This window comes from Streptomyces sp. NPDC058086, assembly GCF_042885015.1.
Taxonomy (GTDB): Bacteria; Actinomycetota; Actinomycetes; order Streptomycetales; family Streptomycetaceae; genus Streptomyces.
Genome location: NZ_JBHVST010000153.1, coordinates 1 through 18,055 on the forward strand (window position 1 = coordinate 1; position 18,055 = coordinate 18,055).

16 protein-coding genes and 6 pseudogenes are annotated in these 18,055 nt (G+C 67.6%); 9 read left to right on the forward strand and 13 right to left on the reverse strand.

The genetic code is table 11. From position 1 onward, the window contains the following. Positions 1-201 precede the first annotated feature (201 nt). A complete protein-coding gene (locus tag ACFVWD_RS52875; protein ID WP_389605889.1) occupies positions 202-1,518 on the reverse strand; it encodes an MFS transporter in 1,317 nt (438 codons plus the stop codon). Positions 1,519-1,607: 89 nt separating this feature from the next. Here ACFVWD_RS52875 and ACFVWD_RS52880 point away from each other — a divergent pair, with 89 nt between their 5' ends. Then, positions 1,608-2,585 carry an ArsR/SmtB family transcription factor gene (locus ACFVWD_RS52880; RefSeq protein ID WP_389605891.1) on the forward strand — a complete coding sequence of 326 codons (978 nt, stop codon included), beginning with the start codon at positions 1,608-1,610 and terminating at the stop codon, positions 2,583-2,585. Between the two features lie 55 nt (positions 2,586-2,640). Further along, a pseudogene (locus tag ACFVWD_RS52885) lies at positions 2,641-2,787 on the forward strand (SAM-dependent methyltransferase); the annotation flags it as partial. A gap of 18 nt (positions 2,788-2,805) precedes the next feature. Here ACFVWD_RS52885 and ACFVWD_RS52890 read toward each other — a convergent pair. Continuing rightward, a pseudogene (locus ACFVWD_RS52890) lies at positions 2,806-3,718 on the reverse strand (IS982 family transposase). A 70-nt stretch (positions 3,719-3,788) separates the two neighbouring features. Between ACFVWD_RS52890 and ACFVWD_RS52895 the strand changes: the two are divergent. Further along, positions 3,789-4,178, forward strand: a complete 390-nt coding sequence (locus ACFVWD_RS52895) for a hypothetical protein (RefSeq protein ID WP_389605892.1) — start codon at positions 3,789-3,791, stop codon at positions 4,176-4,178. Positions 4,179-4,662: 484 nt separating this feature from the next. Here the strand turns inward: ACFVWD_RS52895 and ACFVWD_RS52900 are convergent, their stop codons facing one another. The 5 genes and pseudogenes from ACFVWD_RS52900 to ACFVWD_RS52920 all read right to left on the reverse strand — a co-directional run bounded on the left by ACFVWD_RS52900 (position 4,663) and on the right by ACFVWD_RS52920 (position 7,075). Then, a complete protein-coding gene (locus ACFVWD_RS52900) occupies positions 4,663-5,319 on the reverse strand; it encodes a hypothetical protein (RefSeq protein ID WP_389605894.1) in 657 nt (218 codons plus the stop codon). After that, complete coding sequence (locus tag ACFVWD_RS52905; RefSeq protein ID WP_389605908.1) at positions 5,316-6,200, reverse strand: class I SAM-dependent methyltransferase; 885 nt, start codon at positions 6,198-6,200, stop codon at positions 5,316-5,318. The genes ACFVWD_RS52900 and ACFVWD_RS52905 overlap by 4 nt, the downstream gene beginning before the upstream one ends. After that, positions 6,082-6,431 (reverse strand): annotated as a pseudogene (locus ACFVWD_RS52910) (DUF4360 domain-containing protein). Before ACFVWD_RS52910 ends, ACFVWD_RS52905 begins: the two are co-directional and overlap by 119 nt. 32 nt (positions 6,432-6,463) lie before the next feature. Beyond that, positions 6,464-6,634, reverse strand: a complete 171-nt coding sequence (locus tag ACFVWD_RS52915; RefSeq protein WP_181647158.1) for a hypothetical protein — start codon at positions 6,632-6,634, stop codon at positions 6,464-6,466. 84 nt (positions 6,635-6,718) lie between these two features. Next, complete coding sequence (locus tag ACFVWD_RS52920; protein ID WP_382261652.1) at positions 6,719-7,075, reverse strand: hypothetical protein; 357 nt, start codon at positions 7,073-7,075, stop codon at positions 6,719-6,721. Between the two features lie 1,300 nt (positions 7,076-8,375). On the opposite strand from ACFVWD_RS52920, the gene ACFVWD_RS52925 reads away from it, so the two are divergent. Then, positions 8,376-9,494, forward strand: coding sequence for a PP2C family protein-serine/threonine phosphatase (locus tag ACFVWD_RS52925; protein WP_389605896.1), 1,119 nt, complete (start codon positions 8,376-8,378; stop codon positions 9,492-9,494). A gap of 88 nt (positions 9,495-9,582) precedes the next feature. On the opposite strand, the gene ACFVWD_RS52930 is transcribed toward ACFVWD_RS52925, so the two are convergent. Together ACFVWD_RS52930 and ACFVWD_RS52935 are read right to left on the reverse strand one after the other, a co-directional pair. Next, positions 9,583-10,086 carry a hypothetical protein gene (locus ACFVWD_RS52930; protein ID WP_389605909.1) on the reverse strand — a complete coding sequence of 168 codons (504 nt, stop codon included), beginning with the start codon at positions 10,084-10,086 and terminating at the stop codon, positions 9,583-9,585. A 2-nt stretch (positions 10,087-10,088) separates the two neighbouring features. After that, positions 10,089-11,354: a molybdopterin-dependent oxidoreductase gene (locus ACFVWD_RS52935; protein WP_389605898.1), complete on the reverse strand. Its 1,266-nt coding sequence runs from the start codon at positions 11,352-11,354 to the stop codon at positions 10,089-10,091. A gap of 371 nt (positions 11,355-11,725) precedes the next feature. Between ACFVWD_RS52935 and ACFVWD_RS52940 the strand changes: the two genes are divergently transcribed. The 3 genes from ACFVWD_RS52940 to ACFVWD_RS52950 all read left to right on the forward strand — a co-directional run bounded on the left by ACFVWD_RS52940 (position 11,726) and on the right by ACFVWD_RS52950 (position 14,479). Continuing rightward, positions 11,726-12,169 carry a GtrA family protein gene (locus tag ACFVWD_RS52940; protein WP_389605899.1) on the forward strand — a complete coding sequence of 148 codons (444 nt, stop codon included), beginning with the start codon at positions 11,726-11,728 and terminating at the stop codon, positions 12,167-12,169. 560 nt (positions 12,170-12,729) lie between these two features. Further along, positions 12,730-13,470: an SDR family oxidoreductase gene (locus ACFVWD_RS52945; protein WP_389605900.1), complete on the forward strand. Its 741-nt coding sequence runs from the start codon at positions 12,730-12,732 to the stop codon at positions 13,468-13,470. A 13-nt stretch (positions 13,471-13,483) separates the two neighbouring features. After that, a complete protein-coding gene (locus ACFVWD_RS52950) occupies positions 13,484-14,479 on the forward strand; it encodes a sigma-70 family RNA polymerase sigma factor (RefSeq protein ID WP_389605901.1) in 996 nt (331 codons plus the stop codon). 443 nt (positions 14,480-14,922) lie between these two features. Here the strand turns inward: ACFVWD_RS52950 and ACFVWD_RS52955 are convergent. Next, positions 14,923-15,405: pseudogene (locus tag ACFVWD_RS52955) on the reverse strand (ISAzo13 family transposase); the annotation flags it as partial. A 53-nt stretch (positions 15,406-15,458) separates the two neighbouring features. Here ACFVWD_RS52955 and ACFVWD_RS52960 point away from each other — a divergent pair. Further along, positions 15,459-15,920: pseudogene (locus tag ACFVWD_RS52960) on the forward strand (transposase); the annotation flags it as partial. Positions 15,921-15,977: 57 nt separating this feature from the next. On the opposite strand, the gene ACFVWD_RS52965 reads toward ACFVWD_RS52960, so the two are convergent. Together ACFVWD_RS52965 and ACFVWD_RS52970 are read right to left on the reverse strand one after the other, a co-directional pair. Continuing rightward, positions 15,978-16,523 carry a GNAT family N-acetyltransferase gene (locus ACFVWD_RS52965; RefSeq protein ID WP_389605903.1) on the reverse strand — a complete coding sequence of 182 codons (546 nt, stop codon included), beginning with the start codon at positions 16,521-16,523 and terminating at the stop codon, positions 15,978-15,980. A 133-nt stretch (positions 16,524-16,656) separates the two neighbouring features. Continuing rightward, positions 16,657-17,481, reverse strand: a complete 825-nt coding sequence (locus ACFVWD_RS52970; protein ID WP_389605905.1) for a glutamate racemase — start codon at positions 17,479-17,481, stop codon at positions 16,657-16,659. Positions 17,482-17,621: 140 nt separating this feature from the next. On the opposite strand from ACFVWD_RS52970, the gene ACFVWD_RS52975 reads away from it, so the two are divergent. Beyond that, entirely contained in the window at positions 17,622-17,822 is a 201-nt protein-coding gene (locus ACFVWD_RS52975; protein WP_389605907.1) for a hypothetical protein, read from the forward strand. A gap of 50 nt (positions 17,823-17,872) precedes the next feature. Here ACFVWD_RS52975 and ACFVWD_RS52980 read toward each other — a convergent pair. Then, a pseudogene (locus tag ACFVWD_RS52980) lies at positions 17,873-18,055 on the reverse strand (IS6 family transposase); the annotation flags it as partial.

Here is an 18,055-nt window from a genome sequence, read left to right on the forward strand (position 1 = left end):
TTGGCTGACAACATGGCCCGCTGCTCTTCCAACTCACCCATGTCAGACCAACGAATCACCGGGCGGAAAGCCACGGGTTAAAGATCTGCACGCCCTTAGGACTCCTTGCACAATGAGCTACCGGGAATGACTGTCTGTCAGAGAGACGTGGGGGTGGGGGTGGGGTGCGTGACGGCACGCGGCCGACCCGACCTGCGACGGTTACTGCGCAGGAGAACTACACGCATGCTGTTCGGTGCCGTTCTCTGATCCCGTTGAGTAGTTCGGGACGGGGACCGGAGATGTGGGCGGGTGCCAGGTGAGAATCCAGCCGGCGGTAAGCGCCGCCGCGCCGCCTGCCAGGGCTATTGCGCCGCCTGTTCCGATGCCTGCGGCCACCGAGCCGAAGCAGACCGGCCCGACGCCCTGCAGCGTCATGCTGCCGGAGCCGAGCAGGCCCAAGGCCTGGCCCTGGCCATCCTGCGGCAGGGCGTCCAGGAACGGCCGTTGCAGGCCGAGACCGTAGGCGAATCCGAAGCCGCAGAGCAGCAGCAGACAGGACGAGACGCCCACTCCGGGCTCGGCGGCGAAGCCGACCAGCGGCAGTCCCATCAGCGCGATCAACGGGACCACCAGTCGCTCCCGGGTGGGTGGCCGTAGCAGTCGCCCCACCAGCAGGTCACCGACCAGCATGCCGACCGGCAGACAGCCCATCAGCACCGCGTACCAGCCGGGCGCGAAGTGGCGTCCTCCCACGTAGGCGACGATCAGGCCTTCCGCGCCCGCTACGAACGCGGGTGGTAGCCACTGGGCCAGCATCAGTCGTCGCACCGTGTGTCCGCGCAGCAGCAGGCCGGCACCGTGCAGGCTTGCCCGGACGGCCCCGCCATCGCCCCGAGCGCTGGCGGGGGTGCCGCCGAACTCTCCCGGCTGCAGCCGGGGTAGCCGGAGGCGGATAGCGAGCGCGCAGCCGAGGTAGAGGGCGGCGCTTACCGCGAGCGCCCGGTGCGGGCCGAGTACCGCGACGACCGCACCTCCCAGCGCCAGACCGAACAATTGCGCGCCAGAGGAGGCGATGTTGTTCAGTGAACGGCCCAGTACATAGGCGTCGCCCTCCAGCCACTGCGCGACCAGCCGACTCGACGCGCCGCCGAACACCGGTGTGGCGAGGGCGACCAGCGCCACGACCCCGAGGCTCGCCGCGATCGGCATCCACACCAGGGCGAGCAGCAGGGCGGCGGCGCACTCCAAGGCGTAGCCGCCGACGATGAGCGCGCGGGGCGGCAGTTGGTCGGCCAGTGAGCCCAGCAGCAGCGAGCCGAACAACTGCGGGAGAAAGCCGACGCCGAAGGCCAGTGCGCTCAACAGCGCGGAGCCGGTGGCCGCGAAGACCAGCACCGAGAACGTGGTGATCCGCAGCGCGCCCGCAGTGATCGCGACGGCGCGGGTCGAGAAGAGCAGCCGGAATCGCGGCTCGGCCAGCACCTCCCTGTAGGTGGCACGGTGGTTGACCTGCGCGAGTTCGGCGGTTGGGATCATGACGCCCAGCCTCGCCGTGCACCCACGCCACTCACCAATGATTCGTCGCTGGACGAATCGGAACAGACGTCCCGCGGTAGCCTGGCAGGGTGCTGCGCTTCGAAGTCTCCGTCGAGGACCTGCTGCGCAGCCGCTTCGCGCTGTCGCCCGCACTGGACCTCTGTTTGCTGCTGCGCTCGCTCGCCGGCCAAGGCCAGCCGCTGCCGCGAGCCTGGGCCGCCCGGCTCATGCCGGCCTTTGAACGGCTTCGCCGCGAGACCGAACTGGACGCCGCCCTCGCGCTGCAGGCCCCGCAAGGCGGACCGAACTTCGTCGCCCCGCCCCCGCGCGGCCTCAACCAGACCTGGGCTGACGACCTGGCCGTGATCCGGGCCACACCGCTGGAAGCGGCCCGCCACGAATTCGCCGCCACCGCGACCGGCCCGTCCGCCCGTGATCCCCGCGCACGCGCAGTGCTGGACTCGACGGACGCCGTCTCCAGGATCGCCGAGGCGATGGACCAGGCGTGGCACAAGCTGCTCGCCGCGGACTGGCCGCAACTGCGCGCGATCTGTGAGCGCGATGTCGTGCACCGGGTGGGTGTGATCGGCGAACACGGATGGGCCGCGACCATCGAGAGCCTGCACCCGGGCATCGCCTGGCGCGCCGGCGGTATCGAGATCGGCTTCTTCCGAGGCGGAACAGTCCGCCTCGCCGGCGACGGGCTCCTGCTGATCCCTTCGGCCATCGTCGGGCATATCGCCACCCAAGTGGAAGACCCCTGGCCCAGGACCTTGGTCTACCGTGCCCGCGGCACCGCCGCCCTGTGGGGCGAACAGGAGACCGTCCCCCAACCGGACACGCTGACCGCTCTGGTCGGCCGGGCCCGAGCCCGGCTGCTGGTGGCGCTGGACGCCCCGGCCAGTACCAGCCACCTCGCCCGAAGCCTCGCCATGACACCCGGCGCGGTAGGAGACCACCTCGCCATCCTGCGAGGCGCGGGGCTGCTCGTCCGCGCCCGGTCCGGACGGTCGGTGCTCTACCGGCGCACCCCGCTCGGCGAGGCACTGGTCGCCGGTTCGGGCTGAGGCTCAGATCAGCACTGTTTTTTTGAGGCGCCGCCAGCAGATGATTGCGCAGCCGAGGGTGACGCCCGCCTATAGCTGGCCGGTGGACCGGTTCGTCGAGTTGTTGGCCGGGGCCGGGCTCGTCACATTCGCCCGGCTGCTCCACGACCCGGCCTCCGAGCGGGGCTTCCTCGACGCCCACTTGCTGGCCCGCCTCCCCTAGATGATCTAGTCCAAGGGGTCAGTGATCGTAGGCGATCAGTGAGCGTAGGACGGTTTGTTCGGTGGCGTCGTTGTGCCAGATCGCGGCGGTCAGCGCGAGGATGCGTTGCATGACGCGGGCTATGACACCTCCGGGTGTGCGCCCTCGGTGCCGTTCGAGGTCAAGCTGTCCCTTGAAGGTCTCGTTGATCGATTCGATGACCTGTCGCAGCGGCTTGAACAGGGCTGCGCCAGGCCGTTCCCGTTCTCCTTTACGGGCAGGCCGCAGCAACTGGACTCCGTGCTCGGACAGTTCGCGTGCGAAACCACGGCCGAAGTAGTTCTTGTTGCCGATGAGAGTCTGTCGGGGCGCTCTCGCAGAAGCTCGCATTCGGCTGCCAGGAGGTCGAGGAGGGTCTCGCGTTCGTCGGCCTTGGCCCCGGTCAGGGCGAAGGCGATGGGCAGGCGCTGAAGGGTGCAGACCAGGTGCAGGCGCAGGCCCCAGAAGAAGCGGCTGTGGCTGGCGCAGTAGCCGTATTCGGCCCAACCTGCCAGGTCGGAGCGTTTGACGGTCTCGCGGGAGCGGCCGCATTCCACCGGGGTGGAGTCCACGACCCATACGTCGTCGCTCCACACCGAGGTGGTGGTGGCCAGGATCCGGTTGACGCTTCGCATCAGACCGGCGGCCTTGCGCAGCCGCTTGTTGTAGCCGGGCTGCTGGGGCAGGTAGGGGAAGAGGTGGCGCAGGTGGGCACGGGCATGGCGGAGCCATTTGGCCTCGGAGGTGTAGCCGAGTATGGCCTGCATCGTGGCGAGGGTGACCAGTTCGGCATCGCTCAGGCGGGGCGCAATGCCGACCGGCGGCGCCACGGCGCCAGGTCGGGATGCTCCTTCAGCATGTCGTCGGTCGTTGCATAGAGTGCTGTCGCGAGGGTGTCCACGTCGTTCGTCACAAAACGATCTTGGACACCCTCGTTCTCGTCTCCGCAGGCACCCCTTGCACCACACCACCAGGAGGAACCAGTGTCATACCCGCAACTGCTCACCCCCGAGGAGAAGCTCGCCGACGCGAAGAAGCTGTTGAGCCTCCCGTGTATCGTCGTGATCTGCGGCTCCACCCGCTTCATGACCGAGATGAACGAGGCCGATCTGCGGGAGACCAAAGCCGGAAAGATTGTCGTCAAACCGGGCTGTGACATGAAGTCGCCGCACGAACTTTGGTCCGATCCTGTCGAGGCCGAGGCTCTGAAGGTTCGACTCGACGGTCTGCACCGGGCGAAGATCCGGCTCGCTGATGAGGTGCTCGTAGTCGGCGACTACATCGGAGACAGCACCCGAGCCGAAATCGCCTACGCCCGGTCGCTGGGCAAGCCCGTGAGGTTCACGCACTCCGAAGTCGACCCTGACGCCTGACCGCCCGCTACCACCTCGACAACCAGGGCCGGCAGCCCGCCGCCTGACCGTCTCGCGGTGGCTTCGGCCGCCGCCCACCCCACACCCTCCGCAGGCATCCCTTGGAATTGATCATCTAGCGCCGCTCCGAGACCGTCCGCCACACAGCCGCCCTCTACGCCCACGCCCCCGCCGGGAACACCCCCGAGCGCGAGACACTACGTGTCGCTCTGATCAACGCCGGAGCCATTGAAGGCGCCTACGGAAGCTGACAGACGCTGCCAGGTCACAGCGCCTTTGAAGAACAGCAAACCGGTGCGCAGGGATTGCTCCTCGGGCAGAGACCGGGTGGCGGCCCGTATCCAGAGCACTGCCACGGCCGGGCGCACCTCGTGCTGCCACCGGCCTGATCGGCGGAGTGTGCTCTGGTGGTGCAGTTGCTGGTGTCGATACTCGCGCGCCTCAGACGCCCTGCGGTGTGCTCGCACTCCTGGGGCAGGACGGATCACGCGGCCACGGGCACCGGCGTCGCCTGCTGCCAGGCCAGCTCGAACATCCGCCGAAGGGCGTCGATCATTTCCCGGCCGTCGGATGAAGCGTTTGTCGCGAGAAACGTCTGGCTGGGGGACGGGGAGCCCGCATTCCGAAGCATGAAGGTACCGAACATGGCTGCCTTCTCGTCGGCGGACACGAAGTGCACCAGCGGTGTTCCCGCCAGGTGCCGGATCTCCAGCGTGCCCACAGCACCCCGGTCCAGAAGCCGGGACCAGTGTCGTGCCGCCGAGGCATCGAAGAGAAGCACCCGCGCCGTTTCTGATGTGAAGTCCGTGTCCGAGATGAAGTGGTAGTACTTGCTTCCGTCGTTGGCGAGTAGCAGGATCTCCCCCTTGCGCGGTCGTGCTCCGACGACTCTTTTGACGCCGTCGCCGAACTCGACCTGCCTCAGATTGCCGCTTGTTGCGTCTTGACTGCGCACAATCATCCTGAACACCAGCAACAAGGCGCCGGCCAGCAGCGCAATTGCCCCGTTCTGGTTCAGGACGGAGTCGAGTGCGGGTATCGCCGGAGCTAGCGCTTCGCCGATCACGAGGACTGCGAGGATCACGTAGGTAGCGATGCGTTCACTGCGTTCCCAGGTGGTCTCCAGCGTCGGGCGGCTCACGGCTGGGCCCCGAAGACTACGGTGATGGTTCTGTTCTCGCTGTGCACTGCACCCTCGGGCCAGCATTCCTTGACACGACGGGCGAAGGCTTCAAAACCCGACTCGAATTCGTGCTGCGGCATCTGCCGGAGGCCGAAGAACGGTCTGTTCCTGACGAAGTCGATGAGCGATACGGCATCAGGGAAGACAATGTCAGCCGTGGTCTCGTGGACAGCGCGCAGGTCCATCCTCGTGTGGGAGGCCAAACCTTCAAGATCGCCGAGCGAGAAGTGCCGTGACAGGTCGAAGGCGTGAAATTCCGGGAAGTTCTGGTGGAACACCTGCCGCTGCAAGTCCTCTCTGAGGACCGTGGCAACGGCGATGCAGCCACCGCTGCGGAGCACTCGGCGGGCCTCCCGCATCACCGACAGCGGATCCGGCATGAGGTGGATGCACCCCATGAGCAGAACACCGTCCGCGCACGCATCGCGCACGGGCAGTCTCTGGGCGTCGGCGACAACGGCGGTGGGCCGCCCCGATACCTGCCGGGCCATGTTCCACGACAGGTCGAGTGCGATCACATCGGCGGAGATCATCTCCCGCAGTGCACGGGTAGGCACTCCCGTGCCCGTGCCCGCGCCCACGTCCAGCACCACACGTGCCCTGTCGGGAAGTTGAGCACTAAAGCAGGTGAGCGATGCCCGCAGGGACCGCTCGTCGTAGCGCGCCGACGAGGCGTAGCGGGTTGGTCTGGACGCACCCGCCGATCGCAGCGCCAGGAGATCACAGACACCGCTTCCAGGCCAGGTGGTACACGGTTTTGATCCTGCCGTCCGTTGAGTCCATCTCGATGAAGCTGGTGGCGCTCGGGCTCGAGGTGCCGCGCTCGACCCGCAGTTCAGTGTTGATGTTGAGGTTGCGCTCCTCCCCCAGGGGGCGAAGACCCGGGCGGCGACGTCCACGGTGTCGGTCGTCTGCCAGTTGCCGTTGAACCCGCCCTTGAAGTGGTGGGTCGAGTTGGTGGCGTGGGCGTTGCCCTGGAAGTGGTAGCTGGCCCGCTGGGTCCCGGACGCACCCGGCGCCAGTGACGCGAAGCCGCTGTAGCCGGCGGACACGATGTCCAGGCTGCTCATACAAGGCTCCGCAGTCCGACTTCCAGGGCGAGTTAGCTCGAAGCGTGCCCGAGATGGCGTGCGTCATGCCAGTTCAAGACTTGCGCTATCCGGCGCTGCGTCTCTTCCGCCACCACGCGAGCTTCTGCCACGGCATCACCGCGTTCACGCACCAGGCTTTCGTAAACCGGCAGGTGATCATTTTCGGCCGGGTTGGATGTCACAGGGCTCGTCCTCCTTGGTGTCGTACTTCTGTGCCGCCTGAACGGGCCCTGAAATCCTTGGTGAGTTCAAGGGCAGGAATGCGGTCAGACGCGACTGAGCCGCACAGCGATCCCATGGCCGACGAGCACATAAAGCAGGGCGGGCAGACCGTAGTTGAGGAGAACCCGAAGGGCCTCTGTGTCCATGGTGAAAATGTCCTGTGACCACCAGGCCAACAAGTCGGCCGTTCCGTGCACGAACTCGACGAAGACGTTTCCCTCATTGGCTCCGAGCAAGTGGAGCAGGATCCACAGGCACAGGAAGCCGGCGGCAATGTCGGCGACCGTCTGGATGGCCAGGGCCGTCCGTCGGGCAGCGCCCTGGTTCCGCCGGTAGCGGCGTGGTTCGCCCGGGGCTTGGCCGTAGGAGGGGTATCCGGGCATCGGGTCGGGATTGCTCACTGGAATCCAATCTGACGCATCATCTTGCAAGCCGGGGTGAGGCAACCGCCTCCTGGGTCGCCTCTCACGAGAGTCTCTTGACGGTCCCGCCTGAAAATCATCGCGGACCCGTATAGGTCTGCGTCACGCAGCCGCCGCCGCGTTACACACCGCCCGGGATATCCCACATTTGGGCACACATTCTGCAACTTTCCCAATTATGCGGATGAGGGATTCCTTTTGCCGACCGCCAAGGCCGACCAGTAATGACCTCGAGGACTGCCTGGCGTGATCACGGGGCGCGACTGCGGACACCCAGACGCGCACGACGCGCACATACAATTACCGAGAATCCCCGCAGGAGCATCACATGGGCTGCACATAACCTTTCGAAAGCGCCGTTAGTGCTATTGGCCGCTCGATTCCGCGGTCCTGCACCAGTTCGCCTACACCGAGCAGCTCCTGTCCCGCAGCCCCGAGGGCTGGGCGTCGGTCGCCCCCGGCTGGAGGCCCCCGGCGCCGCAGCCCGGCGGCGAACTGGTGCCACCCATCCAGACCGCGGCAACCGGATCGCCGATCCCCCATCAGCTGGGACGCCCCCGGGCAGTGCACTGAGGGCTGAGCCCAAGGAAGCTCCGGTGATCGCTCCGCCACTCGTCGGTGACGCCGAGGCCGAGTTCTGGCGCGATGCGGCGGAGCGCCGGAGCGCCCAGACGTGCCCAGGGAAACGGTGGACCCCGATGGCCATGGGTGTCTTCCACCCATGCGGTACAGCGCTCTGCCACGTCGATCTGCTCGACCTCGACGAGCAGGACACCCGTCGGTGCGATGAGCTGCGTACACCGCCGGAGCAGGGCCCGGGGGTCGCCGCCGATACCGATGTTCCCGTCGGCCAGCAGGAGGGTTTGCCAGGCTCCCTCAGAAGCTGTGTCACATCCTCTTTTCGCAGGTCACGGGGTCGTGACGCGCGGTAGTGATCCCGCTTGACGTTGGGTTGGGCGTCGATGGGTAGGCGCCCGAACGGCAATGGAAGGATCTTCAGGCGGCTGCGAGAGGCTGCTCAACTGGTTAGGAGAGCGATCGCGGCCATCATGGGCGGCAGGGAAACGGAGCTCACCGAAGATGAACCCCGGTGACCTTCTGCATACCTTCTCCATCGATCTCGTCGCCGAACGGCACGGTGACCTGGTGACGCCTGCGCGTCACCACCAGGTCACCGGGTTGTTCGTGGGCTACGGGCGAAGGGCGATAAAATTACCCAAATCGGTGGCTTGGCTTCCGGGCCCAGGCTGCCGCTCGACCTGTGCGAGGGAGCGGCACGGTGGCGAGGTCTCCTCAGGAACGCGGAGTCCCGCACAGCGCCGGTGCGCGGGACAGGTTGCTGCCCGTGCTGCCTGCTCTGCTGCTGTTCGGCGGCCTGCTCTTCGGCCTCTTCACACCCCGCGATGTGAGGCCGGATGCCTTCCTCGCCACGGCCATGGTTTCTGCCGCCGCGCTGCTGTCCCTGCGGGGGACCGTGCTCACCGGAGTGGGCGCGTGCGCCATCTTTGTCGGCCTGATGGTGGACTTCAATGGGCTGCGGGATGCGACCGCCTACTCTGAGCTGGCCACCCTCGTGGCGATTGCGGCATTCGCCGTCTTCTTCAACCGTCTGCTGGGCCGACGTGCCCATCAGCTGGTTCAGGTCCGCTCGGTGGCCGAGACCGCCCAGCTGGCGGTGTTGCATCCGGTACCGCGACACCTCGGGCACGTCACGCTCGAGAGCCTCTACCTGGCCGCCGCGGCGGAAGCCCGGATCGGCGGCGACCTGTACGAGGCGATACGCACCCCGCACGGCGTACGGCTGCTCATCGGCGACGTACGCGGCAAGGGCCTGCTCGCGGTGCGGACGGCCGCGACGCTGCTCAGCGCCTTCCGCGAGGCCGCCCACGACGCGCCCGACCTGCCCCACCTCGCGTGCCGCCTGGAGACGAGCATGAGCCGCCACGCGTCCCAGTACCCGGGGGTCCCGGGCTCGGAGATCGCTGAACGCTTCATCACTGCGCTCCTCGCCGAGATCCCGGACGACGAACCGGTCGTCCGGACCGTCACCTGCGGCCACCCGCCCCCGCTACTGCTGCACCGCGGCGAGGTCCGGGAACTGCAGCCCGCCGCTCCCTCGCCGCCGCTCAACCTGGGCATGCTGATGAGCGACGGGTACCACGTCGACCTCGCCCCTTTCCACCCCGGAGACCAGCTCCTGCTGTACACCGACGGAGTCACTGAGACACGCGACCGCTCCGGCGCCTTCTACCCCCTCGCCGAACGCATCCGCTCATGGAGCGGCGAGGCGCCCCACCAGCTCCTCGACCATCTCCACCGCGACCTGATCACCTACAGCGGCGGCGAGCTCCACGACGACATCGCTGCCCTCGTCGCCCAGCGGCGCCCGAACCGCTGAGCCTGAGATGAGGCGCTGACCTGCGCAGGTTTCAGGTGCCGGAACTCGTTTTAGGGGTCCCGGCGTGCGGGTCGGTTCTCCTCGGTCGTCACGGGGGGTTGTCACGATCGGGCGGTGGGCGTTCCTCGTCGGCGCGGGCGGCTAGGAGGACGCGGCGCAGTCTGAGTGCGAAGGTCAGCGCCGAGGCACCGAAAAGCACGCCGGTGATCGCCAGCCATCGGCCGAGGTAGACGCTGTCGGACAGCCCGGTGTCTCCGGGGTAGGGGACCGCGCGGCGGAAGATGAGGGGGAACCAGACCAGCAGGAGCAGACCTGACAGGAAGGTGGGGACGCGCAGATAGTTGATCCATGGCACCGTCGGGCTGTCGGCGGCGCGGTGACGGAGTACGTAGAGGGCCGACAGGTCGGCCAGCGAGTACAGGGGCAGCAGGATCAGGTCGTGCAGGATCGCCGCCCCCACGAACCAGATCGCCACCTCCCAAGGCTGGACCGCGAACAGGCGCACCATGGCGTAGCCGGTGAGGGCGAACGAGGCGATCAGGACGAGAAGGTGCAGGGGGCCGGAGCCGTACCAGCGGACGAATCGTGCCATGGTCACGCCCTGAAGGTGAGCCGGTGGACCCACTTGGTGTTGTTCACGCCGGGGTTGGCCGGGACGATGATGCGGGCCGGGTATCCGTGGTCGAGCGAGAGATGTGCGCCGTTGACGCGCAGGGCGAGCAGCGCTCGGGGGTCGTGGATCTGGTTGCCCCGCAGCACCACCCTGGTGAAGGGGCCGGGGGGTTGAATCGACTGGACCAAGACGCTTCCTGCATCGGGCATACCGGCCATGGCGGCGAGGTCGGCCAGCCGGAGGCCGCTCCAGTGCTGGTCTTCGGTCGACCATCCCTCCACGCAGGCGATCGGGAGTGCGGCGGCGTGCTGGGGCATGGCCAGGAGCTGCTCGCGGGTGAAGACCTGTGGCGCTCCGCGCCCGTGGACCTCCAGTCGCCAGGTGGGGCCGACGAGTGCGGGGGTGACGCCCACTTTCGCCGCCGTCTTGTTGATCTGGAAGGCGTTCGGGCCACTGCCGGGGTCGCGGTTGTGTGGTGCGAGGAGCGCGGTGGCGCGCATCCAGCCGCCGATGCTCTGTCCGGCGGTCACGACGAGGAGGAGCAAAGATCCCGCTCCCACCATGCCCACCGCGCCGCGGCGGGTCATCGTCGGTGGGGCGGGGGCGGCCGCCACCAGGCCGTCGGGGTCGGGTGGTTCGGGCACGGTGTGGGCGAGGTCGGTGCGCAGTTCGGTACTCAGGCTGCGCGAGCGCAGGGCGCGGGTCATCCGGGCGAGTTTGAGGCACACGTGGACGACGAAGGCGGCGATGAACACCCAGGCGCCGTAGAAGTGCAGGCGGTAGAACGAGCCCGGGAAGACGTAGTAGAGCTGGATGTTGATGATCCCGGTGACGAATTCGAAGATGACGCCGCCGACCAGCAGCAGCAGAGACAGCCGCTCGAGTCCGTGGGCGACGGAGCGTACCGGCAGCCATTCGAACAGCTTCGGGATCACCGACCACAGCTTGGCCAGCAGCACCGGCACCAGGACCACACCCAGCGTCACGTGCACGCCCTGGAGCAACCGGTACAGCCAGTAGGGGTGCGTGGGCCAGCTGAAGAGATAGAAACCCAGCACGCCCTTGTCGGGAGTCTCGTCATTGAGGGGGCTCAGCCCTGGGTTGTAGGAGGCGTAGGAGAGCAGCCCGGTGACGAACAGCAGCGGGATGCCGATCAGCAGCACCAGGCCGAACACCGACGTCAGCCAGGGCCCGCGGATCGGACTGCGCCAGAACCCAGGACGGAACGGACCCGGTGGCGGGGGCATCTGACCGATCCGCCGCGCTGTCGCCCGGGTACGAACGGTCGCAGCTCCCAGAGCAGCCTCCACGCGCTCACGCCACGCCCGCGTGCGCTCTCCGGCCGATCCCCGACGTTGCGACCCACCGGACGGTGCCGGCCCCGACGGCCGTCCGCCACTTTCCATCGGCCCTCGCCTCCAGTCGCTGAGCGGCCCCAACGACGGGGCGGTTCCATGCGTGGCCCCGTGCCTGACGGACAAGACATTCACAAGCTGACACACACCAGGCCGGCTGACCGGGCCTGAGGTGCAAGCGGGTGTCTGTCACCAGCCGAACGGTCGAACCACTGCTTCAGGCAGTCCCCCAGATCCCCCGTGCCCCGGGTCATGATGGAAAGGTGCGACGCCCCAGCGCGCGGCACAGCGCCTCCAACCGGCCCGGCCACGCCACCCTGACCAGACAGGCCGGCTGGTTCGCCGTGATCGGCGTCGCCTCCACAGCGGGTCAGGCCCTGCTGTACTGGGGGCTGCGCCACTGGTCGCCTCCTCTCGTGGCCAATCTCGCCTCGCTCGGCGTCGTCACCGTCCTCAACACCGAGGCGAACCGGCGGCTGACCTTCCGCGGCTCTCCGGTCCGTGCCGTCCGGGCACACCTGGTGGCAGGCGTCCTGTTCGTCCTTGCGTACCTGGTCACATCCGGAGCAGTCCTGCTCTTCCGCCACTACCGGCCCACCGCCTCACCTGCACGCGAGACTCTGGTGCTGGTACCCAGCTTCGCCCTGGTGACCGTGGTGCGCTTCACCCTGCTGCGACTGGTCATTGGCGGAGGCCACCGGCGCTGATGTCCTCACACATACGTGCCGGCACACCGTTACTAATCCGGGGTGTAGGCGCCCAAGTCCGGCCGGCACAAGTCGGCTGGAGGGTGGTGTGTACGACTGAGTTCGTAGCGGTGTGTGGTCGTCGGGATACGCCTGACTCCAGCCTGGCCTATGAGGCCTTCTCCTAGACCGGCACCCGGCGTCTGCGCGCCGCTGCGAACCTACCCCGGCCCGCGGTGGTGACGCGGGCGCGCACCGTGGCCGACATCGCCGCAGGCTGGACGGGTGGACTGGCCCGTCTCCGTCGCCCTCGCCCAGTCCGTACCGGAACTCCCCACCGGCACGGACTGGAGCTACGAGATTTCGCTCTGTCCGTTGTCCACGGCATCACACGCTGACCGGGCGCGTGGGCCCACGCAGACGGAAGCAGCATTGCCGAAGCTCCGCAGCCGAACGGGCCCACGTCTCCGTTGCAGCACGGGTGACCGCATAAAGCACGCAGTTTCGGGGTCGGCGACGGATTTTCCCGCGCCGGCTGGTCTAGATACAGACCGAACCCGACCACCATTTCGGAGTGTCTGATGCCCCTTCCCTTCCCGACCGCCGTCGTCACGGGTGCGAGCCGTGGCTTCGGGCGCGCGCTCTCCGCCGCGCTCGTCGCCACAGGCACCAACGTCATCGGCATCGCCCGCGACAAGTCGGAGCTGCGCGCCGTACGGGACGAACTCGGCGAGGGCTTCACATCCTTCGCTGCCGATGCCACCGACGAAGCGCTCACGCAGGGGGTGATCCGCGAACACCGACCCAGTCTGCTCGTCCTCAACGCCGGGGTCACGCCGCACATGGCGCCCTTGCACGAGCAGACCTGGGAGACCTTCAGCCGCAACTGGCACGTCGACACCCGGCACGTCTTCACCTGGATGCGAGCGGCGCTGCTGGAGCCGCTGGCGCCTGGCAGTGTGGTCGTCGCGATGTCCAGCGGCGCGGCCCTGGCCGGATCCCCGCTCAGCGGTGGGTACGCCAGCGCCAAAGCAGCCATCCGGTACATCAGCGGATACGCGGCCGACGAGTCGAAACGGGCCGGGCTGGACATTCGCTTCGTCACGCTGCTTCCGCAGCTCACCCCAGCCACCGGCCTCGGCTCCGTCGGAGTCGAGGGCTACGCCGCACGTCAGGGCGTCGACCGGGAAGCCTTCGTCGAAGGCCTGCAGCCGATCCTCACTCCGGACCAGGTCGCCAAGGCCGTCATCGACGTGGCAACGGACGCTGCTAGCAGTCTGGAGTATCGGGTGAGCAGCGCCGGACTGCACCCGATCAGCTGAGCCGCCCCCTACATTGGTCCTCACCGCACCGTCGAAAGAAGCCGCGATGACCTCGGACTCCGAGTTCTCCGCCCTGACCGAACCGTTCCGGTCGGAACTACTCGCGCACTGCTACCGGATCCTCGGCTCAATTCATGATGCCGAGGATCTGGTACAGGAGACCTACCTGCGAGCGTGGCGCGCGTTCGGCCGGTTCGAGGGCCGCTCCTCGGTGCGGCGGTGGCTGTACAAGATCGCCACTATGGCCTGCCTGACGGCGTTGGAAACGCGCTCCCGGCGGCCACTTCCGTCGGGCCTGGGCGCACCCTCGGACGACCACCAGGTGCTCGTGGCTGCCCGCGAGCCGTCCGTGCCATGGCTCCAGCCCGCGCCCGACGCGCTGTTCGGAGCCGACGACCCGGCCGCGGTCGTGGCCGGGAGAACTGTAGTGCGGCTCGCCTTCATCGCCGCACTGCAGTTGCTGCCCGCCCGACAGCGAGCCGTGCTCACGTTGCGCGATGTACTGGCGTTCCGGACAGCCGAGGTCGCTGAAATGCTCGATATGACGACTGCGGCTGTCGACAGCGCGCTGCGCCGTGCCCGGGCCCGCCTGGCCGAGGCCGGACCGGTCGAGGACGATTTGGCCGAACCGGATGCGGAAGCCCAGCAAGCCCTCCTCGACGGCTACGTCGAGGCGTTCACCCGGCCCGACCCTGACACGCTGGTGAAATTGTTGCGAGCCGACGTCGAGCTCGAAATGCCGCCGATCCCGACCTGGTTCACCGGCCGACGGGCCGTCGTCGGGTTCCTGGCCGGCCAAGTCCTCCGCAAGGACCTATGGCGGATGGTTCCCACCCGCGCGAACGGCCAGCCCGCCCTCGTCGTCTACAAACGCGCGGGCGAGGACCGGTATGAGGCGTACGGCGTCCAGGTCATCGCCCTGATCGGCGCCCGGATCAGCCGTATCACGGCGTTCAACGATCCGAGTCTGGTGCCGACGTTCGGTCTCGTGCCCGCTCAAACGAACTGAACCCAGGCGCTACCCTTCGCTGCGGATGGTCGGCAACAGCCTCGTCCGAGTCGGGCTGTCCACCGGGCGCAGGTCGGTCACGTGCCACAACGCGAATGCTCTCCAGCCTGATCGAGACCGGTACCGAGTCCCACCACATACCGGCCACCGAGGCCGCCCGGACCGCAGACAGGCTCAACAGCGCATAAATCAAGCTCGACGACTACAGAATGATCATGTGGCGTACCGACGACGTGGTCCGCCTGCCGGCCCGCTCCGGGAGAGACGTCACCGCCGCATGGGGCGACCTCGCCCTCGCCGGCCACCACCTCCCGGCCGGGACCGTTCTCGACGGCGAAGCCGTCATCACCACCGAGGACGGACGGATCAGCTTCGAGGCCGCACAGGCCCGAGCCGCATCCTCCCCCACCCGCGCCCGCCGCCTGGCCGCCCAACGCCCCCCACTGGGCACCCTCTAGGGTCTTGACGTTCGCCTGCAGGCTGAAACCCTCCTGCTTGAGCAGCCGACCCACCGTCGGCGCGGACACCGGGTGCCCCTGTCGGGTCAGCTCCTCGGCCAGGTTGCGCAGCGACTTCGTCGTCCACCGCAGCGGAGACTGAGGATCTCCCCGCTCGTCTGGCTCGACAAGGCCCAATAAGGCTTTGAGCAGGGCAGGATCGTTGGCTTCGGCTTGCTTGCGGCCTCCGCCTGGTGCACGCACCCGGCCGTCCGGCAGCGGCCCGGCCCCCGCTTCCAGCTCCGATACACCACGACGCACGGTCGTCTCGCTGACCTGCGCGATCCGCGCTACCGCCCGTACGCCGCCGTGCCCGAGCAGCCGGGCCTCGGTAGCCAGGGCCAGCCGCCGCTGCCGCTCGTTCAAGTGCGGCAACAACACCGAGAACGTGCATTGGAGTTGGGAACAGATCTCCTCCGGAACCGCCATACCCTGACAACGAGCCTGTCCCTGTAAAGCAGCACCTTGATTCTTTACGGCTTCACAAGATCGCCAACGTTGCGAACGCCCTGCCGAAGTCCGCGCAGCCCGGCGCGAAGAAGGCCCTGCAGGAGATCTACAACGCCGAGGACCGCGACCACGCGCTCAAGGCCGTCGCCGCGTTCGCCAAGAGCTACGGCGCGAAGTTCCCCAAGGCTGTCAAGAAGATCACCGACGACGTCGACGAACTGCTGGCGTTCTACGACTTTCCCGCCGAGCACTGGATCCACTTGCGCACAACGAACCCGATTGAGTCGACCTTCGCCACCGTCCGCTTGCGGACCAAGGTCACCCGAGGTGCCGGCAGCGCGGCCGCCGCCTTGGCCATGGTCTTCAAGCTCGTCGAGTCCGCCCAGGCCCGCTGGCGGGCCGTGAACTCACCTCACCTCGTCGCCGTCGTCCGCGCCGGAGCCCGCTTCGAATGCGGACAGCTCATCGAGCGCACGCAGCCCCTCTCGGCATGACAACCTTGCTGTCCCTGTCGTCGTGCCCTACCTGGGCCAAGATCAGGTTGCTGGGTGTCACAAAGGCGACAATATCATGAGAACCTCATCGCGATCGTCGTCGGAGGCCAGCCGCAGAGCGCCGGGCCACCTGCCGATCTCCTTCCAGCCGAGTCGGCCGTAGAACTCTTCAAGACCGACACCACCGCGGGCGGCAAGGTGCAGCTGCTCCAGGCCCATCTCGTCGCGGGCGACCTCACGGACCCGGCTCATCAATGCCGCGCCGATCCCCTGGCCCCGGACGCCGAGACGGGTTTGCACGTGGTGAATCGTGCCCCAGTGCGCGACGGGCGGGTGGGGATCGCAGCGGATGTTCAGCCAGCCCGCGACGGTGCCATCGGCCAGGGCGATCAGAAGGCGGCTGGTCGTTGGGGCGAGCTTCTCGATGATGCGGTCAAGGACAGCGGTGACCTCGGCGGCGTCCACCGGCGGAAAGGGGAACCCGGCCGCCCCACCCGCATTGCTCACCTCGGTCCAGCAGTCCACGAGGGTCTGCTTCAGCTCGTCAGTGATCTCGTGCGGGTCAACGATCTGGGTGAAGCCAAGGGCGTTGCTGCTGGTCATGGGGACGAGTGTCACAAACGAGCCGCGCTCGTCGACACTCGGGGGCACCCACCCGAACTTCGCTGGTGCAGACAATGATCCACAGGATTTGACAATTACTCGGCCGAGAAGGTGCAGAGGATCTGGGGCTTGCTCAGATCGCCGGTGCAGCCATCGGGGAGCGAGTTACGGCGGAGACGAGAATTTCGCGGGGTACTCGCCCTGCTGCGGCAAGGGCGTGGCCCACTGGGTAGGCGTGGGCGCCTGCCGGGAGGCTTCCGCAGCGACCGCTGAGTACCACGTCGATGGAGCCCATGGTGCTGTGCGATTCCCTGGTTCGGCCCAATCGCCGCAGTGTTTGGCGAGCGACTGCCTCCGCGCTGTCGTACAAGGTGGTTCCGGCGGGCAGGCTCTGCAGAATCTCTGGCGCCACCAGGGGATAGTGCGTGCATCCCAGCACCACGGAGTCACAATTTTTGGGGGTTCGCTCGGCTGCGTCGGCAATCGCTTCCGCTACCGCGGCCATGTCGCCATGGTCGATCGCCTCGGCCAGACCGGGGCATGCGACACGCGCGACAGGCATGCCGTTCGCGTAGTCCGCGATCAGGCGATCCTGGTAGTCACTCGACGTAGTCCGGACGGTTGCCCACACGGCGATGCCTTGGCCGGCCGCTGCGGCCGACTTCACGGCGGGCACGGTTCCGATCACGGGCACGCGCGGTTCGAACCTCTCGCGCAGAGCGTCGATCGCGGTGACGGTGGCGGTGTTGCAGGGAACCACGATGGCCTCCGCGCCCCGCTGGACGGCCAATTGAGCGGCGGCGAACAGACGGTCCGTAACGAAGGAGGCCGTCCTCGATCCCCAGGGAGCCCCGTCGGGGTCCAGAAACAGAAGCAGATCGAGTTCCGGGGCGAGGTGCCGAAGCCAGCCTGTAGTGGAAAGGAGGCCAAATCCTGAGTCGATCAATGCCACCGTCATGGGGTCAAGTTACCAGCCATGTCTTGCCGCCTGGCTGCACTGGTACGGCCCATGGACCACTGCGAAGCTCCCTGGGCTCAGTGCGGCAGCCAGACCGCGACGGCGCTGGCCAGCAGGGGTGTCAGGACCACGATGCCCGCTTGGAGATCGGCGAATTGGCCCGCCTCGGCACCCAGCAGTTGATCAAACCTCGCACGCTGTTCGGTGCGCTCAAGAAGTGCCGCCGGCTCATCGACGCCGGTCAGCGTGAACAGCCGCTCGGTGAGATGGTGCGCTTGATGGCGCAGTCCGATCGCGGCCGGAGCGTAGACGATGGCGTTGTCACGTTGTTGAGTGCGTGACTGTCTGATGGTGCGTCGGGGCGTGGTGGGCCCACGGTCAGGGCCTGTGTTCAGGCCGTGTTGGGCCGGCTGGCAGCGCCGGCGATCTGGTCCCAGACGGCGAAGCGGATGGTCATCTCGGCGCGGTGGTCGGAGGCTGTCATCAGGTGGCGGTGGGGCCGGAAGTGGGGTGAGATGCCGCTGAACGCGGACAGGAACCGCTGGGCCGCGCCCGTGCTGCGGAAGCCCTTCAT